The sequence below is a fragment of the Dietzia timorensis genome (assembly GCF_020742175.1).
GTDB classification, from domain to species: domain Bacteria; phylum Actinomycetota; class Actinomycetes; order Mycobacteriales; family Mycobacteriaceae; genus Dietzia; species Dietzia timorensis_A.
In genome coordinates, this window is the sequence record NZ_DYXM01000172.1 from 1 (window position 1) to 25,059 (window position 25,059).

At 64.7% G+C, this 25,059-nt stretch carries 37 protein-coding genes; 24 read left to right on the forward strand and 13 right to left on the reverse strand.

Going from position 1 to position 25,059, the window contains the following annotated elements; all coding sequences use genetic code 11:
• From K8V11_RS08875 to K8V11_RS08895, 5 genes are all read left to right on the forward strand, one after another.
• On the forward strand, window positions 1-900 hold a 900-nt coding region (locus K8V11_RS08875; RefSeq protein ID WP_303912919.1), incomplete at its 5' end, for an elongation factor Tu.
• 261 nt (window positions 901-1,161) lie between these two features.
• Entirely contained in the window at window positions 1,162-1,749 is a 588-nt protein-coding gene (locus K8V11_RS08880; protein ID WP_303912921.1) for a hypothetical protein, read from the forward strand.
• 197 nt (window positions 1,750-1,946) lie between these two features.
• Window positions 1,947-3,434, forward strand: coding sequence for a PepSY domain-containing protein (locus K8V11_RS08885; protein ID WP_303912923.1), 1,488 nt, complete (start codon window positions 1,947-1,949; stop codon window positions 3,432-3,434).
• A 91-nt stretch (window positions 3,435-3,525) separates the two neighbouring features.
• Window positions 3,526-4,401, forward strand: a complete 876-nt coding sequence (locus tag K8V11_RS08890; RefSeq protein WP_303912925.1) for an AraC family transcriptional regulator — start codon at window positions 3,526-3,528, stop codon at window positions 4,399-4,401.
• Between the two features lie 4 nt (window positions 4,402-4,405).
• Window positions 4,406-4,816, forward strand: a complete 411-nt coding sequence (locus K8V11_RS08895) for a glyoxalase/bleomycin resistance/extradiol dioxygenase family protein (RefSeq protein WP_303912927.1) — start codon at window positions 4,406-4,408, stop codon at window positions 4,814-4,816.
• A gap of 170 nt (window positions 4,817-4,986) precedes the next feature.
• On the opposite strand, the gene K8V11_RS08900 is transcribed toward K8V11_RS08895, so the two are convergent.
• Entirely contained in the window at window positions 4,987-5,163 is a 177-nt protein-coding gene (locus K8V11_RS08900) for a hypothetical protein (protein ID WP_303912929.1), read from the reverse strand.
• A gap of 18 nt (window positions 5,164-5,181) precedes the next feature.
• On the opposite strand from K8V11_RS08900, the gene K8V11_RS08905 reads away from it, so the two are divergent.
• Window positions 5,182-5,922, forward strand: coding sequence for a DUF1345 domain-containing protein (locus tag K8V11_RS08905; RefSeq protein ID WP_303912930.1), 741 nt, complete (start codon window positions 5,182-5,184; stop codon window positions 5,920-5,922).
• 18 nt (window positions 5,923-5,940) lie between these two features.
• On the opposite strand, the gene K8V11_RS08910 is transcribed toward K8V11_RS08905, so the two are convergent.
• Genes K8V11_RS08910 through K8V11_RS08940 form a run of 7 tightly spaced genes read right to left on the reverse strand, consistent with a single transcriptional unit; the run spans window position 5,941 to window position 9,376 of the window.
• Window positions 5,941-6,504, reverse strand: coding sequence for a hypothetical protein (locus tag K8V11_RS08910; protein ID WP_303912932.1), 564 nt, complete (start codon window positions 6,502-6,504; stop codon window positions 5,941-5,943).
• Complete coding sequence (locus K8V11_RS08915; RefSeq protein ID WP_303912934.1) at window positions 6,501-7,172, reverse strand: DUF6286 domain-containing protein; 672 nt, start codon at window positions 7,170-7,172, stop codon at window positions 6,501-6,503. Before K8V11_RS08915 ends, K8V11_RS08910 begins: the two co-directional genes overlap by 4 nt.
• Complete coding sequence (locus K8V11_RS08920; protein WP_303912935.1) at window positions 7,169-7,891, reverse strand: Asp23/Gls24 family envelope stress response protein; 723 nt, start codon at window positions 7,889-7,891, stop codon at window positions 7,169-7,171. Before K8V11_RS08920 ends, K8V11_RS08915 begins: the two co-directional genes overlap by 4 nt.
• Window positions 7,884-8,063 (reverse strand): DUF2273 domain-containing protein, encoded by a 180-nt coding sequence (locus K8V11_RS08925; protein ID WP_303912937.1) that lies wholly within the window; start codon window positions 8,061-8,063, stop codon window positions 7,884-7,886. Before K8V11_RS08925 ends, K8V11_RS08920 begins: the two co-directional genes overlap by 8 nt.
• A gap of 47 nt (window positions 8,064-8,110) precedes the next feature.
• Window positions 8,111-8,407 (reverse strand): hypothetical protein, encoded by a 297-nt coding sequence (locus K8V11_RS08930; RefSeq protein ID WP_303912938.1) that lies wholly within the window; start codon window positions 8,405-8,407, stop codon window positions 8,111-8,113.
• A gap of 2 nt (window positions 8,408-8,409) precedes the next feature.
• Window positions 8,410-8,829, reverse strand: coding sequence for a hypothetical protein (locus K8V11_RS08935; protein WP_303912939.1), 420 nt, complete (start codon window positions 8,827-8,829; stop codon window positions 8,410-8,412).
• A 28-nt stretch (window positions 8,830-8,857) separates the two neighbouring features.
• Window positions 8,858-9,376 carry an Asp23/Gls24 family envelope stress response protein gene (locus tag K8V11_RS08940; protein WP_303912942.1) on the reverse strand — a complete coding sequence of 173 codons (519 nt, stop codon included), beginning with the start codon at window positions 9,374-9,376 and terminating at the stop codon, window positions 8,858-8,860.
• Between the two features lie 692 nt (window positions 9,377-10,068).
• On the opposite strand from K8V11_RS08940, the gene rpsJ reads away from it, so the two are divergent.
• From rpsJ to rpsQ, 11 genes are read left to right on the forward strand one after another with little or no spacing between them, the layout of a single operon-like run.
• On the forward strand, window positions 10,069-10,374 hold the full coding sequence (gene rpsJ, locus K8V11_RS08945) for a 30S ribosomal protein S10 (RefSeq protein WP_067475988.1): 306 nt from the start codon (window positions 10,069-10,071) through the stop codon (window positions 10,372-10,374).
• A 40-nt stretch (window positions 10,375-10,414) separates the two neighbouring features.
• The gene (gene rplC, locus K8V11_RS08950) at window positions 10,415-11,080 is read left to right on the forward strand and encodes a 50S ribosomal protein L3 (RefSeq protein WP_303912944.1); all 666 of its coding nucleotides are present in this window, start codon (window positions 10,415-10,417) and stop codon (window positions 11,078-11,080) included.
• Window positions 11,077-11,766, forward strand: a complete 690-nt coding sequence (rplD, locus tag K8V11_RS08955; RefSeq protein WP_303912946.1) for a 50S ribosomal protein L4 — start codon at window positions 11,077-11,079, stop codon at window positions 11,764-11,766. Before rplC ends, rplD begins: the two co-directional genes overlap by 4 nt.
• Window positions 11,763-12,065 carry a 50S ribosomal protein L23 gene (rplW, locus tag K8V11_RS08960; protein ID WP_067475826.1) on the forward strand — a complete coding sequence of 101 codons (303 nt, stop codon included), beginning with the start codon at window positions 11,763-11,765 and terminating at the stop codon, window positions 12,063-12,065. Before rplD ends, rplW begins: the two co-directional genes overlap by 4 nt.
• Window positions 12,066-12,107: 42 nt before the next feature.
• Window positions 12,108-12,944, forward strand: coding sequence for a 50S ribosomal protein L2 (gene rplB / locus K8V11_RS08965; protein ID WP_303912948.1), 837 nt, complete (start codon window positions 12,108-12,110; stop codon window positions 12,942-12,944).
• 14 nt (window positions 12,945-12,958) lie between these two features.
• Window positions 12,959-13,240 (forward strand): 30S ribosomal protein S19, encoded by a 282-nt coding sequence (rpsS, locus tag K8V11_RS08970; protein ID WP_067475832.1) that lies wholly within the window; start codon window positions 12,959-12,961, stop codon window positions 13,238-13,240.
• Window positions 13,237-13,641: a 50S ribosomal protein L22 gene (gene rplV / locus K8V11_RS08975; RefSeq protein WP_303912951.1), complete on the forward strand. Its 405-nt coding sequence runs from the start codon at window positions 13,237-13,239 to the stop codon at window positions 13,639-13,641. The genes rpsS and rplV overlap by 4 nt, the downstream gene beginning before the upstream one ends.
• Entirely contained in the window at window positions 13,641-14,450 is an 810-nt protein-coding gene (gene rpsC, locus K8V11_RS08980; RefSeq protein WP_067475838.1) for a 30S ribosomal protein S3, read from the forward strand. Before rplV ends, rpsC begins: the two co-directional genes overlap by 1 nt.
• A 5-nt stretch (window positions 14,451-14,455) precedes the next feature.
• Complete coding sequence (rplP, locus tag K8V11_RS08985) at window positions 14,456-14,872, forward strand: 50S ribosomal protein L16 (RefSeq protein ID WP_067475841.1); 417 nt, start codon at window positions 14,456-14,458, stop codon at window positions 14,870-14,872.
• A complete protein-coding gene (gene rpmC / locus K8V11_RS08990; protein ID WP_067475844.1) occupies window positions 14,872-15,099 on the forward strand; it encodes a 50S ribosomal protein L29 in 228 nt (75 codons plus the stop codon). The genes rplP and rpmC overlap by 1 nt, the downstream gene beginning before the upstream one ends.
• A complete protein-coding gene (gene rpsQ / locus K8V11_RS08995) occupies window positions 15,099-15,380 on the forward strand; it encodes a 30S ribosomal protein S17 (protein ID WP_303912955.1) in 282 nt (93 codons plus the stop codon). Before rpmC ends, rpsQ begins: the two co-directional genes overlap by 1 nt.
• A gap of 104 nt (window positions 15,381-15,484) precedes the next feature.
• Here rpsQ and K8V11_RS09000 read toward each other — a convergent pair whose 3' ends face one another.
• Window positions 15,485-15,844 carry a hypothetical protein gene (locus tag K8V11_RS09000; protein ID WP_303912972.1) on the reverse strand — a complete coding sequence of 120 codons (360 nt, stop codon included), beginning with the start codon at window positions 15,842-15,844 and terminating at the stop codon, window positions 15,485-15,487.
• A gap of 279 nt (window positions 15,845-16,123) precedes the next feature.
• Between K8V11_RS09000 and K8V11_RS09005 the strand changes: the two genes are divergently transcribed.
• Complete coding sequence (locus K8V11_RS09005; RefSeq protein ID WP_303912974.1) at window positions 16,124-17,875, forward strand: pyruvate dehydrogenase; 1,752 nt, start codon at window positions 16,124-16,126, stop codon at window positions 17,873-17,875.
• Between the two features lie 82 nt (window positions 17,876-17,957).
• On the opposite strand, the gene K8V11_RS09010 is transcribed toward K8V11_RS09005, so the two are convergent.
• A complete protein-coding gene (locus tag K8V11_RS09010) occupies window positions 17,958-19,325 on the reverse strand; it encodes an alpha/beta hydrolase family protein (RefSeq protein ID WP_303912976.1) in 1,368 nt (455 codons plus the stop codon).
• A 315-nt stretch (window positions 19,326-19,640) separates the two neighbouring features.
• Here K8V11_RS09010 and rplN point away from each other — a divergent pair, with 315 nt between their 5' ends.
• From rplN to rplE, 3 genes are read left to right on the forward strand one after another with little or no spacing between them, the layout of a single operon-like run.
• Complete coding sequence (gene rplN, locus K8V11_RS09015) at window positions 19,641-20,009, forward strand: 50S ribosomal protein L14 (protein ID WP_303912978.1); 369 nt, start codon at window positions 19,641-19,643, stop codon at window positions 20,007-20,009.
• Window positions 20,009-20,323, forward strand: a complete 315-nt coding sequence (gene rplX / locus K8V11_RS09020) for a 50S ribosomal protein L24 (protein WP_303912980.1) — start codon at window positions 20,009-20,011, stop codon at window positions 20,321-20,323. Before rplN ends, rplX begins: the two co-directional genes overlap by 1 nt.
• Window positions 20,324-20,326: 3 nt before the next feature.
• Window positions 20,327-20,890: a 50S ribosomal protein L5 gene (gene rplE / locus K8V11_RS09025; protein ID WP_303912982.1), complete on the forward strand. Its 564-nt coding sequence runs from the start codon at window positions 20,327-20,329 to the stop codon at window positions 20,888-20,890.
• 109 nt (window positions 20,891-20,999) lie between these two features.
• Here the strand turns inward: rplE and K8V11_RS09030 are convergent, their stop codons facing one another.
• Window positions 21,000-21,674 carry an HdeD family acid-resistance protein gene (locus K8V11_RS09030; RefSeq protein WP_303912984.1) on the reverse strand — a complete coding sequence of 225 codons (675 nt, stop codon included), beginning with the start codon at window positions 21,672-21,674 and terminating at the stop codon, window positions 21,000-21,002.
• Between the two features lie 154 nt (window positions 21,675-21,828).
• Window positions 21,829-22,470 carry a nucleosidase gene (locus K8V11_RS09035; protein ID WP_303912986.1) on the reverse strand — a complete coding sequence of 214 codons (642 nt, stop codon included), beginning with the start codon at window positions 22,468-22,470 and terminating at the stop codon, window positions 21,829-21,831.
• A 292-nt stretch (window positions 22,471-22,762) separates the two neighbouring features.
• On the opposite strand from K8V11_RS09035, the gene K8V11_RS09040 reads away from it, so the two are divergent.
• The 3 genes from K8V11_RS09040 to K8V11_RS09050 are packed head-to-tail and all read left to right on the forward strand — an operon-like array spanning window position 22,763 to window position 24,477.
• A complete protein-coding gene (locus tag K8V11_RS09040; protein WP_303912989.1) occupies window positions 22,763-23,005 on the forward strand; it encodes a CbtB-domain containing protein in 243 nt (80 codons plus the stop codon).
• Between the two features lie 37 nt (window positions 23,006-23,042).
• Complete coding sequence (locus K8V11_RS09045) at window positions 23,043-23,894, forward strand: CbtA family protein (protein WP_303912992.1); 852 nt, start codon at window positions 23,043-23,045, stop codon at window positions 23,892-23,894.
• A gap of 16 nt (window positions 23,895-23,910) precedes the next feature.
• Complete coding sequence (locus K8V11_RS09050; RefSeq protein WP_303912994.1) at window positions 23,911-24,477, forward strand: histidine phosphatase family protein; 567 nt, start codon at window positions 23,911-23,913, stop codon at window positions 24,475-24,477.
• Window positions 24,478-24,487: 10 nt separating this feature from the next.
• On the opposite strand, the gene K8V11_RS09055 is transcribed toward K8V11_RS09050, so the two are convergent.
• On the reverse strand, window positions 24,488-25,059 hold a 572-nt coding region (locus tag K8V11_RS09055), incomplete at its 5' end, for a M20/M25/M40 family metallo-hydrolase (protein ID WP_303912996.1).

The following is a 25,059-nucleotide window of genomic DNA, read 5'->3' on the forward strand; positions in this document are numbered from 1 at the left end:
GCTGCCCAGATGGACGGCGCGATTCTCGTTGTGGCCGCCACCGACGGCCCGATGCCGCAGACCCGCGAGCACGTTCTGCTCGCGCGCCAGGTCGGCGTTCCTTACATCCTCGTCGCGCTCAACAAGTGCGACATGGTCGACGACGCCGATCTCCTCGAGCTCGTCGAGATGGAGGTCCGTGAGCTCCTCGCTTCGCAGGAGTTCGACGAGGAGGCTCCGGTCGTTCAGATCTCGGCGCTCAAGGCGCTCGAGGGCGACGAGAAGTGGGCCAAGTCGATCGTTGATCTCATGGAGGCTTGCGACGAGTCCATCCCGGACCCGCAGCGTGCCACCGATCAGCCGTTCCTCATGCCGGTCGAGGACGTGTTCACGATTACCGGTCGTGGCACCGTCGTTACCGGTCGTATCGAGCGCGGCCAGATCAACGTGAACGAGGATGTCGAGCTCATCGGCATCAAGGAAAAGGCCACCAAGACCACCATCACCGGCATCGAGATGTTCCGTAAGCTTCTCGACTACGGCGAGGCCGGCGACAACGTTGGTCTCCTCGTGCGTGGTCTCAAGCGCGAAGAGGTCGAGCGCGGCCAGGTCGTCATCAAGCCGGGCGCCTACACCCCGCACACCAACTTCGAGGGCCAGGCCTACATCCTGTCCAAGGACGAGGGCGGCCGTCACACGCCGTTCTTCAACAACTACCGTCCGCAGTTCTACTTCCGTACGACTGACGTGACCGGTGTTGTTACCCTCCCCGAGGGCACCGAGATGGTCATGCCGGGCGACAACACCGAGATGAGCGTCGAGCTCATCCAGCCGGTCGCCATGGACGAGGGCCTCCGCTTCGCCATCCGTGAGGGTGGACGTACGGTCGGCGCCGGCCAGGTCACCAAGATCGTCAAGTAAGTTTTCTTGACTGTCTTGTGAGGCACTGAGGCTCCTCAGGGAGCCTAGAGAGCCCCCTTTCCCCGCACGGGGAGAGGGGGCTCTTGTCATTTCTTTTCGAGGGGCGCCGCAGGGCATCGCCGCTGGGCTTTTATATGCTTGCCTCAGGTAGTTTCGCGGCTTGGCCAACACGACGAGGAGGACCGAGTGCGTTTCCTTCCGTCGTCTCTTCGAGACCGCGGCCCAGCAGCCGACACGGGATTCGAAGCGTCTCCTGGAATCGTGCTCCTGCTCTTTTGCCTCCTGACGTCGATCGTCGCTCACACGCAGGCCGGGGGAGCTGCCCCTGGCCCTGGTGGACTGATCGTCACGGGGCTTTCCCTCACTCCGCTCGCGCTCGCCGTGAACCGCCTCGCACACGGGCCCGTGGCTCTACTGGGTGCGGGGATTCTCGGACAGCTCACTGCACATATCTCGTTGAGCCTCGTCACCCCGTCCCATCACGCGGGCGTGCATGGAGCGTCGACCTCCAAGCTTGCCGACGGCCACGCGGGTCACCATCACGCAGCGGTCATTGCAAAGGACGGCGCGGGCTGGTCTTTCCACGACGCGGTTCTCGGGCACGTGACCGGTATGGGCACGGGCATGGCTCTCGCTCACCTTTTCGCCGCTGTCGTCACTGCGTGGCTCGTTACCGCGGGGCTTCGAGGACTTCGCCGTGCCGCAGGCACGGTGCTCGAAGTCGCACTGCGCATCATCGTTCCCGACACCCCACCGTCCACGCGCGCGCCCCGCGAGACCCGCGTGTCGGCGCCGAAAGAGCCCTTCCTCGTCGTCCTCGGCGGTAGGGCGCCGCCCGCGCTTTCGTAGAACTCCGCAATCCTTCCGGACAATGATTCATTCTGGGAGGACTTTTGGCCTTGCCCGAAGGCTCCTGCCCGGGCGCTGTCTTCCTCATTTACCACCGCGTTGCATGCGCGGCGGCAAGGCATGAGCGCTCCCATGATGTCGTGCGCTCGCCTCAAGCGCGTCGCCGGATGCCACGCGGTCGACTACGAAAGCTCGACATGACCCACATCGATTCCGCGCGTCCACTCGCGGATCCGGAAAAAGCTCCGGAACCCACCGCCACGACTCCGCAGGCACAACACACGACCGACGGTGCCGGGGCGGCCCTTCGCGCCCTCGCCAGGCGCGTCCACTTCTACGCGGGCCTGTTCATCGGCCCGTTCCTCCTGATCGCCGCAGTATCCGGGTTCTTCTACGCCCTGTCGCCGTCGATCGAAAAGGTCGTTTATCACGACCTGACAACCGCGTCCTCATCCGAACATAACGTCGGACTCGACACGCAAGTCGCGACAGCTCGCCAGGTTTTTCCCGGGCTGGAACTCAATTCCGTGATCCCGGGAACCGGCGGTCAGAACACCCGCATCCTGTTTGACGACCCGAGTCTCGAGTCCGAGTCGTACACCCGCGTCGCCTTTGTCGACCCGGCGATGGGCAACGTCGACGGCGAGTCAATTCAGTACGGCAGCGGACAGGCCCTGCCCCTCCGAACGTGGCTATCGGAAATGCACCGCCGACTCCACCTCGGCGAGCCCGGACGTCTCTACTCCGAACTGGCCGCCTCCTGGCTGGCGCCCATCACCCTTTTCGGCCTCTACATCTGGTGGGATCAACGCCGCCAGAGCCGAGCGTCCGTGTTTCGTCGGTCGTCGGTGGACCGCACAGCCCGCCGTGGCACGAGGTCTGAAGTCCGGGCGAAGCACGCGGTGCTCGGCGCCTGGGCCGCGATCGGGTTCCTCGGACTGTCTGCGACGGGACTTACCTGGTCCACCTACGCGGGCGCCAACATCTCCGATCTTCGCGCCGCGATGAGCTGGACGACCCCGACCATGGACGCTTCCGCGGGCGATGGGGAACACGCGGCTCATGGCGGCGGCGCGGCGCACGGCGGCCACACAGGTCACATGGCCACGGGCGAAGCTGACCATCGGGAGGCGACGATCGACGACATTCACGCCGGGGCGGTCTCGGCAGGCCTTGCCGATCCGATCCAGCTGGCACCACCCGCCGGTCCGGGGGAGGCGTGGACGGCGACCGAAACACGACGCTCCTACGCGTACGGACCGAGCTCCGCCGCGTTGGACCCGCGGACCGGGGACGTCGTCGAACGACTCGATTTCGCCGACTATCCGCTCGCCGCCAAACTCTCCGACTGGGGCATCCGCGCGCACATGGGGTTCCTCTTTGGCCTCGCCAACCAGTTGCTGCTGGCAGCGGTCGCTGGAGCCCTCGTGCTCATCGTCATTCGTGGCTACGCGATGTGGTGGAAGCGCCGGCCCACGCGCGAAGGCGCCCTGCCCGCAATGCCACGGCCAGGGGCGCTGCTCCGCCTGGCGAAGGCGCGACCCGTTATGACGACGGTCGCCGCGATCGGCGTTGCCGGGCTGTGCGTCGCATTCCCTCTTCTCGGGATCTCGTTGGCTGCGTTCGTACTTTTGGACGTCGCAATTGCGCTCGTTCGCAAAGCCCGGAGAGAAGCGCGCGTCTAGAAGCGGCGGTCGCGCACCCGCACCGTTGCCGGGTGCGCGGCGTCTCCGGCGTCAGAGGTATTGGTCGCTTTCGGAAGGGCTGTGGAGAATAATGGCTTCCACGCTGTACGGAGGTGATTCCGTGATGTTCGCGCTCGATACCGCCGCCGCAGACCTTGGCGGCTACGTCGAACGGATCGAGGCCTTCGATCTCGCCGTGCCCGAGGAATCGATCCATTTCGGTGTCCCCAGCGGGGCGGTCACGGTCCTCATCTCCATTGACGAGCCCTTCGATATCGGATGGGCGGGAACCGACGCCTCGAATACGTTTCCCGTCCTCGTCGCCGGGCTTCACACCACGCCTTCTCTCGTTCGCACTCACGGGATACAGCGTGGGATCCAGATAGCTTTGACCCCATTGGGATGCCGTGCGGTATTCGGTATGCCCTGCGGAGAACTTGCGCGCGAGCTCGTCACCGCCGACATGCTCGGAGATGGCGAATTCGCCGCCCTCTGCTCTCGAATCGCCGAAACACCGAGGTGGGAATCGCGCTTGACCGTACTGCGGGGCTTCCTCCGGGACCGCGTCGCGAAATGTGTGCCGCGCTCCTCGCTCGGGGACGGCCTCGGCATCGCCGGTAGCGCGGCGGCGGAGGCGTGGTGGTTGCTCCACCGTTCGCGAGGACAGGCGCGAGTATCGGAGATCGCCTCGTCGGTGGGCGTCAGCCGCCGAACCCTACTCGCTGGGTTCCGAGGCGAGTTCGGCCTGGGGCCGAAAGAGGAGGCTCAGATTCTGCGGTTCTGCCACGCCCGCGACCTGGTCGAATCTGGCACGGCGCTCATCGAGGCTGCGATCGCTGCTGGTTACGCGGACCAGGCGCATTTGAGCCGCGAATGGGCAAAAATCGCCGGGCTCCCCCCGAGCCTGTCCGTCGGGAGGCCGTTCCCAATTCTTCAAGACCTTCCGCAGGGAGGGCGCGCATACTAGGGACATGACTACGTACTCGCCCACAGTGTTCCCTTCATTCCAGACCTCCGACGCCGAGGCGATGATCGGCCTTCTCGACTCACTCGGATTCGCCGAACGCCTCCTCGTCCGTGACGACAACGACGCAGCACGTGTGGTGCATGCGGAATACCGGTGGCGCGAGACCGGCGGCCTCATGTTCGGCAGCGCCCGAGGGGACGGCTCGATATGGGACCGCACCGGGGGAGCGATGTTGTACCTCGTCACCGCGGACGATGCGGAGGTCCACCGACTCCACGCGGTGGTCGACGGAATGGGCAACGATGTCGCCAAGGTCGAGTCGGCGCCGGAATCCCGACCCTACGGCGGAATCGACTTCTCCTTCGTCGACTTCGACGGAAACGCCTGGTGCATCGGTTCCTACGCCGGTGCCTGAACGAACAGCTGTTAACGGCGGATTACCGAAATTGCTTCGGCCGCAAAGTATTCTTTTCGCCGACGACCCGGCGACGTAATAGCAGGCCCATAACCTCGACAGTGTTCCTCGGGGAGGAGATCCTCACGAGGAGCCCTGTCGCGGAGGGTAATTCGGCCCTTCGTTTCGAACTACGAAAAGGATTCCCCATGGGTTTGGTATCTGGACTTGTCGGTATCGTCGGCGACCTTCTTCATCTGCTGCTCGGTGGTCTGTAACGGCGAATAGTTCCCGCGGGAATCGTTGAGCAACGTTCTCCAGGGCGCCTTCTCGGCACGTGTCGAGAAGGCGCCCTGAAGCGTTGTCATCCTGGGCACAATGAACGTATGCCTGCTGACTTTTCGCGGATACGCAGATTCCTACCGTCGATTACCAACGATTATTGGCGACAAAACATCTCCGCGGTTTTGGCGATCGTATGTGCCGGGGTGTTCTTCGCCGTAAGGCTCAACGACGGTGGAATAGCCGACGGCGAAAACGAGGGCTGGCCCGGCGTGCCCGACTACGTCATCCAGCTAGTGCTGCCGGGATGGGTCGCGTTCTGCGCGATCTATTGCGGGCTCACGCATCGGGTGTTCGCGAAAATGGGGCCGGACGAATTCCTGGAGACCGCGCGATCGAAGGCGCGGGCGGACAAGAAATGGTGGCACTCGTGGGTCGGGTCTACCGATCCGGCGGGTTGGACCGTGCTCGGCGGGGTGGTGGCCACGGCGCTCGTCGTCATACTCGCGCAGAACGGGTACAGCCGCGAGGATCCGATCTACATTTTCCTGGGCCTGGCGGTCGCAGCCGGCTCGTGGGTGCTCATGGCCTATTCATATTCGCTGACCTACATGCGCGAGCACGGTGCCGGAGAGGTGGTGGACTTCCCTTTCGACGAGCAGCCCGTTTTCGGGGACTTCCTCTCCCACGCGGTCTTCGTTTCGACGTTCCTGGGGCCTCAAGCACGGGTGCGATCGCGGAGCGTACTCAACGCTATGCGCACCCATGCCCTTCTCGCGTTCATGTTCAACGCAGTAGTGGTGGCGATGACGGTGAGCCTGCTCTTCGGGACGTTCTCCGGGTAGAGCGGCCCGCCGCCTCTGCTACTGCTCGCGCGCGGCCTTTTCGATCCGGACGAACACGCGCTGCGCCAGGTGCGGCTTGTCGAAGGACTTCGCGAGCACCGCGCCGTTGATCCGGGCAGCCTTTTCGACACGGTCCAGCGCCACGGAAGGAGCGCAGCGAAGTGTGATCTCCATTGTGGGCACGCCTTCGCGCTCGTGAACCCGATGGCTCGCCTTGCGGACTCCTTCGATGCGGGTGAAGGACTGCGCGCTGGCGCTTGCGACGGCGTGGACGTCGGCACTCAGCTCTCCCGACGGCGAGGCGCCGTCGAGAACCCACGTGCCGATACCGTGCCGCGCGGCCAGGCCGAGCAAGCTGGTGAGCGCGACGATTGCGGCGACCGCGCATGTGATACCCAGCGCCCAAGGCCACCATTTGGCCTCCGGCCACGCGGTGACGTCGGGCACGGGCCCACCGGTGAGGCGGTCCCGAATATCGGCCACGTCGAAATGCCACGCAAGGACCGCGAGACCCGCCACCAGAATGACCAGAGAAAAGACGATAACGGTCAACCGAGTGAGGACGGAAGCGCGAGTGGTCATCGGTTCTCACCTCCCCGAGTACGAACGACGAGTGTCTTGTTGCCCGCGAGCGAGCCGACGATAGGCGCGAGTTCCTGCCGGACGGCCAACTCCAGGTCCGATAGGTCTCGGCCTCCGGCATGCACGTTGGCCACGACCTTCTTGCGGCCGACGACAGTGGTGCATCCGGTGACCCCGGAGACGCGGCCGGCATGCTGCGAGCACAGCCGGGCGATCGACGTCGGGGTCAGCCAGAGTGCAGAGTCCTCGCCGTATCCGACGTGGGAGCGCTGACGACGGCGGAGCGCGGAAATCAACATGAGTAGCCCGAGCACGGCGACGGCTCCGGCGACCCAGGGGAGCGGCCGCCAGGACATCGGTCCATCGAGCCCGTTCTCGACCCAGGGACCGAGGATTGGGGTCCAGCCTTCGCGCAAGGTCGCGTACAGCTCGTATCCGGCGAAAACGGCCAGCCCCAGCAGCGCGAGGGAGAGGAGCACCAGTACGGGCCTGGCGGAGGGCGCTCGCCTCGGCTCGCGGCCAACCTTCAGGGCGTTGGGCGCGGTGGCGAGCTCCTCGTTGGTGAAGACCGTCGACGTCTGTCCGATCTTTCCCCCGGGAGTGAAGGAAATATGGCTGTCCTCACCCGTCGCTGCGGGATCGGGCGCGGTTGTGGAGTCGTCGTTCATTTCCTTCCCCCTTCGCGGCGTCGCTCCTGGGCGAGATCGGTGGTGGGGTGCCGCACAGGCATGGGGATCGGAGGCTGCGGGACAAGCAGTGACGGACGCTGCGGGGCAGACGGAACGTCTACCCGGGAGCGCGTCGGCGCGGACACCGATGCAACCTTCGCAGGTGCTGGGACACGCGGCGAACGGAAATGTTGCTCGGGTACGTCCGGTGTGTGCAGCTGCTTCGGCCGGGGTGCGACGGGAGGCGCCGCCGCGTGGCGGCTGGGTACCTCCGCCGGCCTCGGGGTCAGGCGAGAGGAGGTGACCGGCTCGGGAAGCGGCAGGGCAACGTCGTCGAGAACCGTCTGGCCCGGTACGACCGCTCCGACGTGCACGTCGACCTGGATGCTTTCGGCGGCCGTGTGTGCCTTGAGGACCTCACGGATGGCGCCGCGGACGGATGCAGCGAGCTGTGTAACCGGGGCGGGCCAGGCCGCGGCGATATGAACTTCCGCGCTGACGCGGTCCCGGCCGCTGTCGACTTCGACGCGCGGATACGAGCGGCCGGTGAGCCGATTGAGTCCGGACGTGTGCTCGACAGATCCGGAGACCGACAGTGCGGCCTGCCTCACCACTCGCCGAAGCGAACGGGTTGAGGCTTCGGTGGATCCCCTCTCGGTCGCCGGCCGTTCGACGTCCCAGTTGGTTCCTTCGTCGGCGCCGGCCGTCGGGCTATCCACGGCCACGCCCGCGGATCACCGCGGACAGATCGATCAGGCCGTCGAGGTGCGCTCCGGCGACGCCACCGACGGCGGCGAGCAGGAGTGCAAACAGGAAGCCGCCGACTCCGCCGGTTATGCCGGCGATCGCGAGCAAAAGCCCGATCACCACGCAGATTGCGGTGTATTTCATGGTCTCTCCCGGTGCTTTCAACATGGTCTCTTAATTCTTCTTAGCGGCTATCTCTTGCGCGACGCTATCGACAGGGCCAACGATGCACCAACGGCCACGATTCCGGCTGCGGCCGTGACGACGACCGCAAGCGCCTGGTCGAACGACTGCTCCGACGCGGCCTTTGCCTTGTCTCGGTTTGGGGTCAGGCCGTGCTTACGGTCGACCTCCTCGAGCGCCTCGATCAACGCATCTGCGGATCCGCCGTGATCCGGATGGTGGGCGAGGACCGCGGCGCGCCGATCCCTGCGGTACGCCGCTTCGTCCTTCGGCACCCGTCCGGAGCTGTCTCGCTGTGCGGCCATGACTACTCGTCCTCGGCCTGTTCGCCCGGAAGCTCGAGATCGGCGAACACCAAATCGAGGTCGCCCTCCCACTGGCGCGCAATCGCCGACCGCACGTCCCGCTCGACATCGGGGATGGATCGCTGCCCATCAATGACGACGGACGCGCGGAGCGTGCCCCCGCGGACCTCGATGCGGTGATCGCCGACAGAACTAGGCGAATGCGAGGACAGAAATGGACTGATCACGCGAACTATTCCCGGTACTGCGGCGATCGTGTCAGCCGCCTGGTGGGCCGCTTCGGCGTTCGCCTGCGCCGGAGTGCGCACCTTGGAGGCTGCCGGTGCGCCGCTCGCTCCTGACACGGACAGCCGGCCGGCCTGCGCGGGCGTGACGACGCGGCGCACCTGGCCGGTGTTGCGTGAGTGGTGTGGGTGGGTCATTTCGACTGTCGATTCACCTGGTCAGAAACTATTGAACCCGCGAGCGGGTTTCGAGCGATTGAGTCTTCTGCTGATCGGCATCGTCGTCCTCGTCGTCCTCACCCGGGAGGTAGACGTCGGTGATCTCGACGTTGACTTCGGTCATTTCAAGACCGGTCATCCCTTCGACCGCGGCGATGATGTTTTGACGGACAGCTTCGGCGAGCTCGTGAATCGCTACGCCGTACTCGGCGATGAGGCTGACATCGACGGCGGCCTGGCGTTCGCCGACCTCGACAGAGACGCCCTGGCTGACATTCGTGCGTGCGCCGGGGATTCGCTCGCGGAGAACGCCGACCATGCGAGCAGCGCCTCCGCCGACGTCATGCACGCCGCCAACCTCGCGCGTGGCGATTCCGGCGATCTTGGAGACGACGACGTCGGCGATCGTGGTGCTGCCGCGGGTGGTGTCGAGAGTCCCCTCGGAAGCTGACGCCGAGGCGGCCTTCCCTGCGTCCGCATTCGCGCCGCTCGACTGCGAGCCGGTTGCGTTCTGATTACTTGCCATGATCTGAACTCCTTGGGAGATCGACTGTGGGAGTACATATTTCGGACCAACGAGGTTAGCTGGCCGCACATTGGCTGCGCCAGGAGACCTTGTCTATGACACTACTGCGAATGTGGAAACCATGCACTGCAATTCAGTCACTCGCGCGCGCACGTGAAACTCGGAAAGCAACGGGCGACGGGAATGCGATTAGGGGAGAGCAACGCCACACAATCCGGACTTGGGCCGATTTGCCCTCGATCTGCGGCTGGTGCATACTAATCAAGTTGCCTCGACATGGTGACCCATACGCGTGCGTCCATAACGGACGTTCGCCGGGCACGATGGCGAGGCGAGCACGACGAGTAGCAGACGAAACTCCTAGGAATTTCGTTTGCCGCAAAAGCGGGAAGGCGACACGCCCGACCGCGTGGACCAAGTCGTGACACATTCACAGCGGCAGCGGATCGGTGAGAACCACTGGTTATCTCTCTTCGGAGGGTGCCACACAAGGTTTTTGCTGCGTCCTCTGGGGAGATCCTTCGACTTTGCTGACTTTGTGTCTGCGTCACGGCAAGCGGTTCACCCAAGACGAAGCACCGATGAACCTGGCGTTGTCGAGTCGATTGGGAATCCACATCGATTCGGCCACGACAACAAAGGACCAAACATCTGCTCTCGGGAATCCGGGGCAGGGAGAAGAAGAGGACCAAGTGGCGGGACAAAAGATCCGCATCCGGCTCAAGGCCTACGACCACGAAGCCATCGATAAGTCGGCACGCATCATCGTTGATGCCGTGACCCGTACCGGTGCGCGTGTTGTCGGCCCGGTGCCGCTGCCCACCGAGAAGAACGTCTACTGCGTCATCCGCTCGCCGCACAAGTACAAGGACTCGCGCGAGCACTTCGAGATGCGCACCCACAAGCGTCTGATCGACATTCTCGATCCCACGCCGAAGACCGTGGACGCACTTATGCGAATCGACCTGCCGGGCAGCGTCGACGTCAACATCCAGTGATTTATTCGCCGACCTATCTGTGCAGCGGAGACAGTAAACAATGAGTAATTCCGAGATCAAGGGCCTCTTGGGCACCAAGCTCGGCATGACCCAGGTCTTTGACGAGAACAATCGGGTCGTCCCGGTGACCGTCATCAAGGCCGGTCCGTGCGTGGTGACCAAGATCCGTACCGAAGAAATCGATGGCTACAACGCCATTCAGATCGCGTTTGGCGCCATCGACCCGCGTCGCGTCAACAAGCCTGAGACGGGCCAGTTCGAGAAGGCCGGCGCCACGCCGCGTCGTCACGTGTCCGAACTGCGTCTGCCGTCCGCCGAGGCAGCTTCTGCCTACGAGGTGGGCCAGGAGCTGGGTGTCGACATCTTCGAGGACATCAAGTTCGTCGACGTCACCGGCACCTCCAAGGGCAAGGGCTACGCCGGCACCATGAAGCGTCACGGCTTCGCCGGTCAGGGTGCTTCCCACGGTAACCAGGCGACGCACCGTATGCCGGGTTCCATCGGCGGCGCTTCCTTCCCGGGACGCGTGTTCAAGGGCATGCGCATGGCCGGCCGTATGGGCAACGACCGAGTGACCACCCAGAACCTCAAGCTCCACAAGGTTGACGCCGACGCAGGCGTTCTCCTTATCAAGGGCGCTATCCCGGGCCGCAACGGCGGCCTCGTGACGGTTCGCAACGCAGTGAAGGGCGGTGCTCACGCATGACCGCAACAGAGAATGCCGTGAACCTTTCCCTCGATGTGCGTACCCCTGCGGGTAGCACGGACGGCAAGATTGAGCTCCCGGCCGCCATCTTTGGCGTCGAGCCGAACCTGCCGCTCATGCACCAGGTCGTCGTGGCCCAGCTTGCCGCGGCTCGCCAGGGCACGCACGCCACCAAGACACGCGGCAACGTCGCCGGCGGTGGCCGCAAGCCGTTCCGCCAGAAGGGCACCGGCCGCGCCCGCCAGGGCTCGATCCGCGCACCCCACTACACCGGTGGTGGCACCGTGCACGGACCCCAGCCGCGCAACTACGCGCAGCGCACCCCGAAGAAGATGATCGCCGCCGCACTCCGCTCCGCGCTGAGCGACCGTGTCGCCAACGATCGCCTCTTTGTCTTCACCGAGATCGTTGAGGGCCAGAAGCCCTCCACGGCTGGTGTGCGCAAGCTGCTGGCGTCCCTTTCCGAGCGGAAGAAGACCCTTCTGGTCGTCGGCCGCGAGGACATCGCCGCGTGGAAGAGCGTGGCGAACCTGGATAACGTTCATCCGATCGCGCCGGACCAGCTGAACACCTACGACGTGCTTAACGCCGACGATGTCGTGTTCACGGTCGAGGCTTTCCACGCCTACGTCGAGCAGGCCAACCGCCAGCTCGCCGGCTCGTCCGCTAAGGAGGCTGCCAAGTGAGCACCGTCGCCGATCCCCGGGACGTGATCATCGCCCCGGTCGTCTCTGAGAAGGCCTACGGTCTCCTCGAGCAGAACGTGTACACGTTCCTCGTGGACCCGGCTTCCAACAAGACGCAGATCAAGATCGCCATCGAGGAAATCTTCGGTGTCACGGTCGCATCTGTGAATACCGCCAACCGCCAGGGCAAGCGCAAGCGAACTCGCTTCGGTTACGGCAAGCGCAAGGACACCAAGCGCGCCATCGTGACCCTCGCGGCCGACAGCAAGCCCATCGAGATCCCGGGGCTCACCGCGTAAGCGGTGGAACCGGCTCGTAAGTAGCTTAAGGACGAGATACGAATGGCTATCCGTAAGTACAAGCCGACGACCCCCGGTCGTCGTGGCTCGAGCGTTTCGACGTTCGACCAGATCACCCGCACCGAGCCCGAGAAGTCGCTCGTTCGCCCGCTGAGCAAGTCCGGCGGACGCAACGGCCACGGCCGGATCACCACCCGCCACAAGGGCGGTGGCCACAAGCGCGCCTACCGCGTCATCGACTTCCGTCGTAATGACAAGGACGGCGTGCCGGCCAAGGTCGCTCACATCGAGTACGACCCGAACCGCACCGCGAACATCGCCCTCCTGCACTACGCAGACGGCGAGAAGCGCTACATCATCGCTCCCCGTGGCCTCAAGCAGGGCACCATCGTGGAGTCCGGTGTTGGCGCGGACATCAAGACCGGCAACAACCTCCCGCTGCGTAACATCCCGGCAGGCACGATCGTGCACGCCGTGGAGCTGCGCCCGGGCGGCGGCGCCAAGATGGCCCGCTCTGCCGGCGCCGGCGTCCAGCTCCTCGGTAAGGAAGGCCAGTACGCAGTGCTGCGTCTGCCCTCCGGCGAGATGCGTCGCGTCGACGTCCGTTGCCGCGCCACCCTCGGTGAGGTCGGAAACTCAGAGCAGATCAACATCAGCTGGGGCAAGGCCGGCCGCATGCGGTGGAAGGGCGTTCGCCCGACCGTCCGTGGTGTCGTCATGAACCCGATCGACCACCCGCACGGCGGTGGCGAAGGCAAGACGTCCGGCGGCCGCCACCCGGTCAGCCCGTGGGGTCAGCCGGAAGGCCGTACCCGTAAGCCCAAGAAGGCGAGCGACAACATGATTGTCCGTCGTCGTCGCACCGGTAAGAAGCGTTAAGGAGGGAAACCAGAATGCCCCGCAGTCTTAAGAAGGGTCCGTTCGTAGACGAGCACCTCCTTGCCAAGGTGGACGCTCAGAACGACAAGGGCACGCATCAGGTCATCAAGACCTGGTCCCGTCGCTCGACCATCCTGCCCGATTTCATCGGCCACACCTTTGCTGTCCATGACGGACGCAAGCACGTGCCGGTGTTCGTGTCCGACTCGATGGTCGGCCACAAGCTCGGAGAGTTCGCGCCGACCCGCACGTTCAAGGGTCACATCAAGGACGACCGAAAGGCGAAGCGTCGATGAGCACTGAAACCACCGCCAACGAGGCCCGTACTTCGGCACGGGCCACCGCTAAGTTCGTTCGCGTGACGCCGATGAAGGCTCGCCGCGTCGTCGACCTGATCCGCGGCAAGGGCACCAAGGAAGCACGGGACATCCTGCGCTTCGCCCCGCAGTCGGCTTCCGAGCCGGTCGCCAAGGTTCTCGAGTCCGCGATCGCAAACGCGGAGAACAACTTCAACCTGGATCCCCGGACCCTGGTTGTGACCACTGCATACGCGGATGAGGGCCCGACCCTCAAGCGATTCCGCCCGCGTGCTCAGGGTCGTGCTTTCCGTGTGCGTAAGCGCACGAGCCACATCACCATCGAGGTCACCACTCGCGAAGCGATCGAGGGTAATGGCCGTAAGGGAGGTGCTCAGTAGTGGGCCAGAAAATCCATCCCCACGGCTTCCGCCTGGGAATCACCTCTAACTGGACGTCGCACTGGTACGCAGATAAGCAGTACGCGTCGTTCGTCGCAGAGGACATCAAGATCCGCGACCTGCTCTCGAATAACCTTGAGCGGGCCGGCATCTCCAACGTGGAGATCGAACGTCGTGACGAGCGCGTCACGGTCAACATCTTCACGGCCCGCCCGGGTATCGTCATCGGTCGCCGCGGCGCCGAGGCCGATCGCCTCCGTGGCGAGCTGGAGAAGCTCACCGGCAAGCAGGTTCACCTGAACATCCTCGAGGTCAAGAACACCGAGGCCGACGCACAGCTCGTCGCTCAGGGAATCGCGGAGCAGCTCGCCAACCGTGTTGCTTTCCGTCGCGCGATGCGCAAGGCCATCCAGTCGGCCATGCGTCAGCCGCAGGTGAAGGGCATCAAGGTCATGTGTTCCGGTCGTCTCGGCGGCGCCGAGATGTCCCGCTCGGAGCGCTACCACGAGGGTCGCGTTCCGCTGCACACGCTTCGCGCCGAGATCGACTACGGCACCTTCGAGGCCCGCACGACCTTCGGTCGCATCGGCGTCAAGGTGTGGATCTACAAGGGCGATGTCGTCGGCGGACGCCGCGAGTCGGATCAGTACAACCAGCCGGCCGGTGGCCGTAACGACCGTCCGCGCCGTGAGCGCGGTGCCGGTCGCCCGCGCCGCAGCGGTGCCCAGGGCACCACGGCCACGAGCACCGAGACCGCCCGCGCGAAGTCGAGCGCGGAGCAGGCCCCGGCCGAGACCAAGGAGGGCTAGACGCAATGCTTATCCCGAAGCGCGTCAAGCACCGCAAGCAGCACCACCCGTCCCGTAAGGGACAGTCCAAGGGTGGCACCAAGGTGACCTTCGGTGACTACGGCATCCAGGCTCTCGAGCCCGCCTACATCACCAACCGGCAGATCGAGTCCGCGCGTATTGCCATCAACCGCCACATCAAGCGTGGTGGCAAGGTGTGGATCAACATCTTCCCGGACCGTCCGCTCACCAAGAAGCCGGCCGAAGTCCGAATGGGCTCCGGTAAGGGTTCCGTCGAGTGGTGGGTCGCGAACGTCAAGCCCGGACGCATCCTGTTCGAGATGACGTACCCGAATGAGGAGACGGCTCGCGAGGCGCTTCGCCGCGCGCAGCACAAGCTCCCCTGCAAGACCCGTATCGTTACGCGAGAGGAGCAGTTCTAATGGCTAGCGGAACCACCGCCCCCGAGCTGCGCGAGCTCGACGCCGCGACTCTCACCGAGCGCCTGCGGGAGTCCAAGGAAGAGCTGTTCAACCTGCGCTTCCAGCTTGCGACCGGGCAGCTGAACAACAACCGTCGCCTGCGGGTCGTGCGCCACGACATTGCCCGTATCTACACCGTCATGCGCGAGCGCGAGCTCGGCCTGTCGGCGGAGCCGGGTGAGAGCTAATGAGCGAGGAGAAAATGACCACCACTGAAGAGCGCAACGCTCGTAAGGTGCGCATTGGCTACGTCGTCTCCGACAAGATGGAGAAGACGATTGTGGTCGAGCTGGAGGACCGCGTCAAGCACGCCCTCTACGGCAAGATCATGCGTCGCACGACCAAGGTCAAGGTGCACGACGAGACCAACGACGCCGGCATCGGCGACCGCGTGCGGATCATGGAGACCCGCCCGCTTTCCGCCTCGAAGCACTACCGCCTGGTAGAGATTATCGAGCGCGCCAAGTAGTAAGGCAACGGCACCGCAGGCCTCGTGCCTGCAGTCCGGGTTAGATTAGGCTCCCTTCGCCGTCATCAATGTGATGACGTCGGAGGGAGCTTTTTCTTATGCCCTCACGCCGTTCGAGCTTCTACATCGTCGAGCATTTCGGTGATCCATGTGCTCGCCGAGGCGATTTCTTCCTCCGTGCCGTCGACCTCAAGAGTGATCGATCGAGGCATGCCGAGCTCGTCGGCTGCGGCCTTGGAGAACTCGAACGTGAGAGTGCGGTCGTCGAGGCCGAAGCTCACGATTCCTCCATCGACGAGGACGCCTTCCGCGTTCACGACGATGTAGTCGGAGACAGCTTGATATGGGGCGCGGATCTCGAACGATCGATCAGCCGTGCCCGCCTCGATCGCGATAACGACCAACTCGTTCTCATCGCGAGGTGTGTACACGTCCACACGGGCGACCTTGTTCATGGTGTTCATCCGGTCCTCCCTTTTCTCTAGCCGGAAGGTGTATCCCCATGATCCGCTTCCGAATCCCAAAAAGCGAGGACCTTTAGTCGACCCCCAGCAAATCCACCGGCCTATATTCAGGTCGGCGAGGCGCCGAAGGGGGAACCAGCCTTCGACAGCACCCGTGTCCGCGAGGGCGCCGCAATCGGAGCTCTCCTGCACCGGGCGCGTAAGGCGTAGGTTGGGGATAGACCCCACCGCGGCATGAAGTTTATCGCCGCGGCACAACGTACGCCCGGAAGGACGCCCATGGCCAAGACCTACGCCAAGCAGCTCGTCGAGACTCTCGAAGCGCAGGGAGTGGAGAGGATCTTCGGGATCGTCGGCGATAGCCTCAACCCGATTGTCGACGCCCTTGCCGATTCCTCGATCACGTGGGTGCACGTTCGCAACGAGGAGGCTGCGGCCTTCGCGGCCGGCGCCGAATCCCTGGTCACCGGGAAGCTCGCCGTCTGTGCCGCCTCGTGCGGACCCGGTAATACCCACTTCGTACAGGGCCTTTACGATTCGCACCGCAACGGCGCCAAGGTCCTCGCCATCGCCTCGCACATTCCCAGCCTGCAGATCGGCTCCCAGTTCTTCCAGGAGACCCACCCGGAGGCACTGTTCCAGGAGTGCTCGGGATACTGCGAGATGGTCAACTCCGCGCAACAGGGTGCCCGCATTCTCCACAACGCGCTGCAATCGACTCTCGCCGGTGGAGGCGTGTCCGTACTCGTCATCCCCGGAGATCTGGCAAAGGAACCCGCGCAGGACGAGCCGCAATTGCGCTCCAGCTACACCACGACGGTGCCGCTCGCGGTCCCGGCAGACCCGGAACTCCACGCTCTCGCGGAAGCGATCAACGGCGCCCGGAAGGTCACGCTGTTCGGCGGTGCCGGGTGCAAGGATGCATGCGCGCAGGTCTACGCGCTCGCGGACAAGATCAAATCCCCGGTCGGGCACGCATACGGCGGCAAGCAGTACCTGCAGTACGACAATCCGTATGACGTCGGAATGTCCGGTCTTCTCGGCTACGGCTCCTGCGACGAGGCCTTCGACGAAGCCGACCTGCTCATCCTTCTCGGCACCGACTTCCCGTACAACGAGTTCCTGCCGAACATCCCGACCGCCCAGGTCGACATCAACGGCGCACATATCGGGCGGCGCACGAAGGTTGATTATCCGATCCACGGCGATGTCGGCGCGACGATCGACGCGCTGCTCCCGCTCATCGACGCCAAGGACGATTCGTCCTTCCTCGACTCGATGTTGAAGAAGCACGCATCCAACCTCGAGCACGTCATCGAGGCTTACACGACAAACGTAGAGGACATGGTGCCCATCCACCCGGAATACGTCGCCCGCATCCTCGACGAGGAAGCCTCGGACGACGCGGTGTTCACCGCCGACACCGGAATGTGCAACGTGTGGCACGCCCGCTACATCACCCCGGGGCCCGGCCGCACCCTGATGGCCTCGCTGCGTCACGGAACCATGGCCAACGCGTTGCCGCAGGCCATCGGTGCGCAAGCGGCTGACCGGAAACGGCAGGTCGTGGCGATGTGCGGTGACGGCGGACTGTCTATGCTTCTCGGCGAGCTGCTCACCGTGTCGCTCCACGAGTTGCCACTCAAGGCGGTCGTGTTCAACAACTCCTCGCTGGGCATGGTCAAACTCGAGATGCTCGTGGAGGGATTCCCGGACCGGGGGACCGATCATTCGGAGGTGGATTTCGCCGCTATCGCAAAGGCATGCGGTATCGAGTCCTTCCGAGTTACCCGGCCGGAGGAGATCCGTCCCGCAATCAAGAAGGCACTTGCGCACGACGGTCCGGCGGTCGTCGACGTCGTCACGGATCCGAACGCCCTGTCGATCCCGCCGGAGATCTCGCTCGAGCAGGTCAGCGGCTTCGCAAGGGCCGCCTCCCGCACGGTCCTCGAGGGTGGCGTCGGTCGGATGATCGACCTTGCCCGCTCGAACCTTCGTAACGTGCCGCGCCCGTCGACGTTCCGTCGCTGACGAGTACTCCCGCAGCATTAACGAAAGCCGCCGCCCACAATTTGTGGGCGGCGGCTTTCGTGTGGGCGCTCAGCGCCGAGGACTATTCCTGCGCGAGCAGCGGGAGCATGTAGTCCATAGCCTTGTCGAAGCCGGGGGTGAACGTCGACCAGTTGTGCACGCCGGTCGGCATGAGGAACGTCTCGTGATCAACGCCGGCGGCGTTGAGTGCCGAATCCATCTCATTGGTGCACTCGCGGGTGCCCGCCTCGAGCACGTACCCGGAGAACAGCACGCCGGGGTCGCTGCCGTAGCGCTTGGCGTCCTCGGCGCCGATGGCGCCGGTCGCCGCGGACATGAACACCTTCGTGCCGGCCAGCTTGTCGGCGTGATCCGGGAGGTTGCGATCCTGCCACTGCTGCGAACCGCGGGGACCCCACATGTTCGTCATGTTGCCGCCGCGGGTCTCGATGCTAAGGCGGAGCGTCTCGTAGCCGAGGTCGGTGGTCGTGCTGTAGCAGCCGGATACGCCGCCTGCGGTGGCGAAGAAGCCCGGCTTGGCGGCGGCGACCTGGAGCGCGGAGCCCGCGCCCATGGATACGCCGGTCACGCCGTACTTGCGGTCTTTGTTCTCGCCGAGCTGCTGGTCGAGAATCTCCGGGAATTCCTCGGTGAGGAAGGTGTCCCACTTGTTTCGGCCCAGGTGCGGGTCGTCTTCGTTCCACTCGGTCCAGTTCGAACCTGGCGCACCCGTCGGCGCGACACCGATGACGTTCGCGTCGCGAACCCGGTTCGGTCCACTGGTCAGCGTGCGGAATCCCGAGGGATTGAGCGTGTCGACGCCGTCGAGGTAGTAGAGGACGTTGGCGTCTTGGCGCTTTTTCTCGTCGGTGGGGAGGTAGACCTCGACATCGACCTTGCGCTGCATGGTCTTCGAGGTCACGGTCCAGACCTGGAGACCGCCGTCAACGTTGGGGTTGGTCTCGTCCTTCTTGTTGAGAACCTCGGTCTTGGTAATTTCTGGATCCGGCTTCGGTACGGCGTAGCCCGGGCCCGTGAGCGAGCCGACGCCACGCGTCACAGCGTCCGGGCCGAGAACGGTGCCGAGAATCTGTGTGCCCGAGGCGAGCGACCCAACCGGGATGAGCGACATCGCAAGGGTCGAGCCCATGAGCGCCGGAGTGACCAGGCTGCCGGTAGGGCCGGACATCGATGCGGTACTCAGCGGCGCAACACCAGTCGACAACGGCGCGAGGGTCGGCGCGTTCTCATTCAGTAGGGAACCGTTGGCGATCAGCCCGAGGCTGGACCGGGCGATGGTCTCGGCGGACTCGACCGAGCCTGCAGGGCCGGAGCTCAGCGGCGGGAGATTGAGCGAGTCCCCAGAATTGCTCGACTGCGCCGATGCCTCGGATGCGCCCAGGGACCCGACAGTTGTCGCGACCAGCGCACCGACGGCGACGGTGGCCAATGCAGATGTTCCTAAAGTTCGGGCCATGGACTTGCGGGCAGTTCGAGCCATTATCCGAGGTAACCTTTCGCGACCGACATGAACGAGATAACTGTCAACAATTAAATCGTTATTAAAATGTGTTCTTTGGAGACTAACCCGGGGACCCTGAAAAAGTCGCATCGATTTGGGAATGCACCCCCGCGAGCCCTAATATTGAGAAGTTGTCTGCGACGTCCCGATACAGGTGTGTCCGCAGGCGGCAATGACCGCGTGTACTCGGGTCGGTAATCCGGTGCACATTCCATATAGCTAGGTCAGTCAGGAGTATCTCCAGTGATTCAGCAAGAATCGCGGCTGAAGATCGCCGACAACACCGGTGCGAAGGAAATCCTCTGCATCCGTGTCCTCGGCGGCTCGAAGCGCCGCTACGCCGGCATTGGTGACGTCGTCGTCGCCACTGTCAAGGACGCCATTCCCGGTGGCAACGTCAAGAAGGGCGACATCGTCAAGGCCGTTATCGTGCGCACCGCCAAGGAGCGCCGCCGCAACGATGGTTCGTACATCAAGTTCGACGAGAACGCCGCCGTCATCATCAAGAACGACAACGATCCGCGAGGAACGCGCATCTTCGGCCCCGTGGCCCGCGAGCTGCGCGAGAAGCGCTTCATGAAGATCGTCTCGCTTGCTCCGGAGGTGCTCTAATGAAGGTACATAAGGGAGACACCGTGCTGGTTATCTCCGGCAAGGACAAGGGAGCCAAGGGCAAGGTCATCGAGGCCTACCCGAAGGCCGAGCGTGTCCTCGTCGAGGGCGTTAACCGCATCAAGAAGCACGTCGCCGACTCTGCAGCAGAGCGTGGCGCATCCTCGGGCGGCATCGTTACCCAGGAGGCCACGATCCACGTTTCGAACGTGATGGTCGTGGACGCCGACGGTACCCCGACCCGTGTTGGCACCCGCACCGACGAGAACGGCAAGCGTGTCCGTATCTCGCGCAAGACCGGGAAGGACCTGTAAGCCATGACCGCTCCCGAAAAGTACATCCCGCGTCTCAAGACGCAGTACAAGAACGAGATCCGCACCAAGATGCAGGACGAGTTCTCCTACACCAACGTGATGCAGGTTCCCGGTATCACGAAGGTGGTCGTCAACATGGGCGTCGGCGACGCCGCCCGTGACGCCAAGCTCATCAACGGCGCGATCAACGACCTGACCCTCATCACGGGTCAGAAGCCGGAGATTCGCCGCGCCCGCAAGTCGATCGCACAGTTCAAGCTGCGCGAGGGCATGCCGATCGGCGTGCGCGTCACCCTGCGTGGCGACCGCATGTGGGAATTCCTCGACCGTCTCACCACGGTCGCGCTTCCCCGTATCCGTGACTTCCGCGGCCTCTCGGGCAAGCAGTTCGACGGCCACGGTAACTACACCTTCGGCCTCAGCGAGCAGTCCATGTTCCACGAGATCGACATCGACAAGATCGATCGCCCCCGCGGCATGGACATCACCGTCGTGACCACCGCGACGAACAACGACGAGGGCCGCGCCCTCCTGCGCCACATCGGCTTCCCCTTCAAGGAGAAGTAAGAAGGCGCCTCGGCAAGGTCCGAGCGTAAAGCGAACTCCGCCGTCATCCCGCGAATTGTTTCGGGTATGACGGCGGAGTTTCTTATTTGCCAGACAGTTCCAAGCAGAGCTAGAAGCGTTGCAGCGATTTGCGCAGCGCGTTCGCCTGAACGATGGTGAGCACGCCGAGCGCAATCATGAATGCGCCCGTGACCATCGCGAGCACGAGCACCGAACCAATCGGGCTGACGAGCAGAACAAGTCCGCCGATGATCGAGGCGATGCCTGAGATGAGTGCCATGGTGCGGCCGGTAAAGCCGGGGCGGGGGAGCGTTGCCAGGCGCGCGATTCCGAACATGAGCCAGATGACGCCGAGGAATGCGCCGAGCAGGCTGATCGCCATGTCCCCATTGGCCACGCAGAGGATCCCGGCAATGAGCGAGAGCGCGCCGGCGACGATGGTGAGTACCTTCGCGGTGGTGGAGAAATTGAGCGCGAATCCGACGCCGATCTGACCCAGGCCTGCGACGATGAGGTAAATGCCGAATAGTAGCGCGACGACGAGGGTCGTCTGGCCGGGCCAGACGAGCAGGAGTAGCCCGGCGATCAGGCTCGTGATTCCGAGCCCGAGGAGCAGCTTCCAGGAATGACGCAGGAACTGCTGTGCCCGTCCGCCGAGGGCGCCTGAATCGCGGAGGTTACCGAAACCGCCGAAGCTGATCCCGGTGAAACGCATGCCACCGTAGTTCGCGCCGGCACCGAAGTCTCCGTCGCCGGCCGAGCCTGGATTGGTCCCTGGGTTCATCGCTGTGCACGCTCCTTGAGGTTCTCTGGGAGCCCGCATGACTTTGCGCGCGAGCGCCCTACCGTCCACGATGCCACCGCTGGGGCGCGCCGTGGTGTGCTCTCGGCGAACCGGCGAACATTGCGGTGATGCAATATTCGCGGAGGCGAGCGGCCTATCGCGTAGCGCGCGAGCGCGCGTGCCCCGCTATTTCCTCGGCGAGCTCGGCGGCCCTGCCTGCCCACACGTCCCCGGATGTTTCGTCGGCGGAGTCGCTCACGTGTTTGATCAGCTCAACCGGTACACCGAAATCATGGGCAACCTGCGCGATGGCGTAGCCCTCCATGTCGACGAGGTCCGCCTGCTGCGCAAGCGCATCCCGCACCGCCGAATCCGCGACGAACGTGTCGCCGGTCGCGAGTACGACACCAGTGCCGGGCTCTGCGGCAGCCGTGCCCTCGGCGTCGCGCGGTCCCACGTGCAGCGGCGGATACTCGTCCATGCCGGTTATCTTCCTGACGGCGGAGTGCGAGAAATCGTGGAGAAGCACGGTTTCGACGCGGTGGACCCCGAGCATGTGGTCTCCGAGCGCTCCGGCGGTCCCGATATTGACGACCGCGCTCGGCAGGCCGCCCGCGGACTCGTATGCCGCGAGGCACGCGGCGAGCGCGGCGGCGGCGCGGATCTTGCCGATGCCGGTGACAAGAACCGGCAGCGCATGGTCGAAGGCCGTGGCCTCCGCCCGCGCGGCCACGACGAACAGCGGTTCGCCGGGCACGGGGCGGCCGAAAGTCAATGTTCCGGGGGAGGAGCTCATTGGGCCAGGATAGCGAGAACCTCCGACGTCATACCCGGCTCGTGTTCCTTGAGCTTGCGCCGGCGCGTATCGAATGGGTGGCCGCGCACATCGGCGACCGCGTAAGTGGTCCGACTGTTGCCAACTGCATTTCTCGCGGCTAACTAAAAGAAGTCTCAGGGCGCCGGAACCTCGTGCGAATCGAGGGCGGTCGCGCCACTGTAAGGCCCACGGGCCGAGCCAGAGCTGGTGTCCCCGAGATCGAATCCCATCCACGTTCCGGGCGCGTAACCCGGTAAGGAGAATAACGATCATGACCTCAGTCAGTTCTGCCGGTTCGCAGGGCGCCACCGCCTCGGCCGGAACCAAGGACGTCGCCATCGCCCGCGCCGACGTCAAGTCTTCGCTCATCCTCATCGGCGTGTTCGCGCTGTGCATCCTCGCGTACTACTTCGTCGGGGTGGACCAGGGAGCGGTGTCGGTCTTCGGCTCCGACACGCACATCCACGAGTACGTCCACGACGCGCGCCACTTCGCAGGGTTCCCCTGCCACTAGTCACGCCCCGCGACACACACGAGCGAAAGACAATTCCATGGAAAAAATCCTGGCCCTGCGGGGTCTACTTTACGGCGCCATCGGCGGCTTTATCGCCTGGATCTTCATGTACTTCATGGCCGAGCCGATCATCGGCCGCGCCATCGATTACGAGGAGGCGCGCAGCGAGGCGATGGAGGCGCTCGCGCATTCCCATGAGGCAGGCGGCCACTCGCACGGCGGGGAGGACGAACTGTTCACCCGCAGTATTCAGGAAGGCATCGGCGCAGGCACCGGCATGGTTGTGCTCGGCCTCGCGCTCGGCGGAATCACCGCCGTGATCTTCGCGCTGTGGATGCACTACCGGTCCGGCGCCGCCGCGGGGCGCTACGCGTTGCCCGTCACCGGTTTGGCCTTCGCCGTGTTTTACCTGCTTCCCTCGCTGAAGTACCCGGCCAACCCGCCGGCAGTGGGCAACGACGAGACGATCGAGGCCCGCACCGGTCTGTTTCTGCTGCTCATCGTGCTCAGCGCCGTTGTCGTGGTCGTCGGCGTGTTTGTCCGCCAGAAGCTGCGCGCCCGCCTCGGTGCGGGGTCGATGTGGGCCGCCGCCGGTGTCGTCGTCGTGGGCATGATCATCGTCTACGCCGCCATGCCGCAGCTCGGCTCCCTCGATGCCAATGCCGGAAACGGGTCCCCGTTCGAAACGCCAGGACCGGTGGTTGACGCCGAGGGGCACATCATCCTGGAGGGCTTCAACGCCGACGATCTCTACCTGTTCCGCCTCTACTTGCTCATCGCGCAGGCGATCATCTTCACCTCGATCGCCGGCGGCCTCACGCTCGCGGCGAAGAAGGTCGACTCCCTGCGCGGGATCGCGCCGCGCGAGCAAGTCGTCGCAGCAGCGTAAGCGGAGGCGAGCCAGCGTGGTTTTCCGGCTGACGCTCATCGCGCACGCGGCGACCGAGGCGACGCATGCCGCGCGCTTCGCCGTGCCCGGCGATGAGCTCAGCCGCGCCGGTCGAGTGGCGGCGCAGCGCCTCGCTGTCTCCGGGGAACCGCCACGCGAATCTGCGGAACAGCTCGTGCTGCGGGCGCCGGAGCTGCGCGCGGAGCAGACCGCCGAGCTTCTCGGCTACGTCGACTGCCGAACAGACGAAGCGTTCGCCGATATCGACCTCGGCGCGTGGGCGGGGAGGGGAGTGGGCGAGATTCCCGCTGACGACCTCTTTGCCTGGAACACCGATCCCGAATTCTGCGGCCACGGCGGCGAAACCGTCTCCGCAGCGTGCGCCCGGATCTGCGCCGCGCTCGATGCGCTCGGCGGCGACGGGCGGGGTTCGGCGGTGATCATCGCCCACCCGTCGACGCTGCGCGCCGCCGTCATCCATTGCCTGTCCGCACCTGCGCAGGCGTTCTTCCGTATTGACGCCGGGCCCGGGCACACGCTCGGTCTCCGCGGACGCGGAGGGCGCTGGACTCTGCGCCTGTAGTGGAGGCGTCTCAGGCGAGCCAGGCACAAGCGGCGACGACGATCGCCTCCGCGCCGCGGTCGAGCGTAGGCCAGATGTCCGGGGCAAATGCGGGATCGTGGTTGCCGACCGCGTGCGAGGTATCGGCGAAACCGCCGAGGCCCCAGTACGTGTAGGGCACGCCCAGCGAGTCCGGGACGATCGAGAAGTCCTCCGACGCCGGCACGCGGCCGAGCTCGCCGGACTTCTCGCCGAAGTAGGCGTCGAAGGCGGCGCGGACGCGACCGGTGACGTCGGCGTCATTATCGGTGATGGGGTAGTGCTCGTAGTATTCGAACTCGGGCTCCTTCGGCGACTTCGACGCGTCGCACTCGGCGCGCACGATTCGCTCGATCGCCTCGCGGATCTGCTGCTGCACGTCCGTGGAATACGCGCGCGTGTCGATGAGCAGCTCGGCGGAGTCGGCGATGATGTTCGCGCGCGAGCCCGCCCGAAGCGCGCCGACCGTCACCGAGGCCTGCTCCGCCGAATCGATTTCGCGGGAGACGATCGTCTGCAGGCGCATGACGATCGACGAGGCGAGGACCACCGGGTCGACGCCGA